The sequence below is a fragment of the Cupriavidus sp. SIMBA_020 genome (genome assembly GCF_046535395.1).
GTDB lineage: Bacteria > Pseudomonadota > Gammaproteobacteria > Burkholderiales > Burkholderiaceae > Cupriavidus > Cupriavidus campinensis.
Map to the genome: position 1 here is coordinate 1 of NZ_JAWRWU010001439.1, position 244 is coordinate 244.

Annotated in this window: 1 protein-coding gene; it reads left to right on the forward strand. The window is 70.1% G+C overall.

Annotated elements, in window-relative coordinates; genetic code table 11:
- The coding region (locus SB751_RS34310; RefSeq protein WP_410749533.1) for an SDR family NAD(P)-dependent oxidoreductase at positions 1–244 on the forward strand (244 nt) is incomplete at both ends.

Genomic DNA, 244 nt, shown 5'->3' on the forward strand with positions numbered 1-244 from the left:
GGGCGGCTTTCTCGACCAATCGGCCGACAGCATCGATCGGCTGGTGGCCTTGAACACGACCGCGTTGACGCGCCTGGCGGCCGCCGCCGCGCCGCGGCTGGCGCAGGCGGGCGAAGGCGCGATCGTCAACATCGGTTCGGTGGTCGGCCTGTCGCCGGAATTCGGCATGACCCTCTACGGCGCGACCAAGGCGTTCGCCCTGTTTCTGTCGCAGGGGCTGAGCCTGGAGCTTGCGCCCAAGGGG